This is a genomic window from Solibacillus silvestris (assembly GCF_051967575.1).
In the GTDB taxonomy this organism is placed as follows: Bacteria; Bacillota; Bacilli; order Bacillales_A; family Planococcaceae; genus Solibacillus; species Solibacillus silvestris_B.
The window spans coordinates 1-1,825 of the sequence record NZ_JBQCJW010000075.1 but is presented as its reverse complement, the minus strand read 5'-3'; the positions used below and the strand labels follow the sequence as shown (position 1 = coordinate 1,825).

General features: G+C 40.2%; 1 pseudogene. It reads left to right on the top strand.

The features are described 5' to 3' along the window. Positions 1–155: 155 nt before the first annotated feature. Positions 156–1,715: pseudogene (locus ACTHOQ_RS18800) on the top strand (IS1182 family transposase); the annotation flags it as partial. Between the last annotated feature and the right edge of the window lie 110 nt (positions 1,716–1,825).

Below are 1,825 nucleotides of genomic sequence, written 5' to 3'. Positions count from 1 at the left end.
GAGATTGGGACAAAACCCAACCTCTAACTGAAAAGCCCCTGAAATTTTACGAACAGTAAAATTTCAGGGGCTTTGATTTTGAATACAAAAAAAGACACCTATCTGTTAAAATTTAAGTATCCTACTACCAAATTTTAAACGAAAGAAGTGTCCTTATGTTTAAAGATTATAACATGAATCAATTAATTTTACCGCTCGATTTAGAAATCAAATTACAAAAAAATGATATTGCGTTTGTCATTCATGAGCTTGTCGAAAGTATTCCCACTGAAGCGTTTAGCCCTTTTATTCAACACACAGGCTGTCCCTCGTATCATCCACGTATGATGTTAAAAATTATTTTATGTGGCTACACACAATCGACTTTTTCAGGGCGTCGGATCGAGGACTTAACGAAAGATAGCGTGCGCATGATGTGGCTCGCGCAAGGCTACGAACCAAGTTACCGCACCATCAATCGTTTCCGTGTTCATCCTGTCATGCAGGAATTAATTCGCCAATGTTTTGTGCAGTTCCGTTGCCAACTAGTTGAAGAAAAACTCATCGATTTAGAAGCGATCTTCATTGATGGTACAAAAATTGAAGCAGATGCGAATAAATTTACGTTTGTTTGGAAACGTGCAATCGAAAAATATGAGGCGAGTCTCATTGAAAAATCGAATCGTTTATATGAAGAACTGCTTCAACACCAAATTATTCCAGCCATCGAGCGTGAATCGGAAGAACAATTATCGATTCCCGAACTGAAAGAGATGGCGGAAAAGTTAGAAGAAGTGGTAGTCGATTACACGGAAAAGATCGAAGCTTCTACTCAAGTCGAAGAACGAAAAGCATTACGAAGCGCACGTAAAACGCCGAAACAGCTGTTAAAACAAGTAACTGACTGGGTCACACGAAAAGAAAAATACGCGCGTGATTTTGAAATTTTCGGCACACGGAATAGCTATTCCAAGACCGATAAAGATGCGACGTTCATGCGAATGAAAGACGATTATATGAAGAATGGCCAATTAAAAGCTGGTTATAATGTACAAATCGCGACAGAAGGACAATACACATTGGCGTACGGCGTCTACCCAAACCCAACGGATACGAAAACATTGACGCCATTTTTAGATCAAATTGAAACAGACTATTTTGAGTTACCAAAATACATTGTGGCAGACGCTGGGTATGGAAGTGAAGCCAATTATCAGGATATTTTAGAGAATCGCGAGCGTGAGGCACTCATCATCTATAATCAATTCCGAAAAGAGCAGACCAAAAAATATAAACAAGATCCGTTCAAAACAAGTAACTGGGCGTATGATAAAGAAACAAATACGTACACTTGTCCGAATGAGCAAACGCTAACCTTCCGCTATACGTCTAAAAGAAAAGATAAAGATGGATTTGAGCGCACGTTCCAAGTGTATGAATGTGAAAACTGCACGGGTTGTCCGCTTCGTGCGAGTTGTACGAAAGCGGAGGAAGGCAAGCATCGGAAACTGGCGGTGAATGAGCGCTGGGAACAACAAAAAGAATATGTACGCACGAAGCTTTCAGAAGAAAAAGCTGGCTATCTATATCATCAACGCAAAACAGATGTAGAACCAGTTTTTGGATTTTTGAAGGCTAATTTAGGTTTCACGAGATTTTCGGTTCGTGGGGAATCGAAAGTCGAAAATGAAATCGGCATCGCCTTGATGGCCGTGAACATCCGAAAATACGTGGCAAGGGGGTAACGGAAACCTCCATTTTCACTTCGCCATACACAAAAAAACGAAATGACATGACGTCATTTCGTTTTTTTGTGTGGACCAGAACTATTTATGTCCCAGCCTCT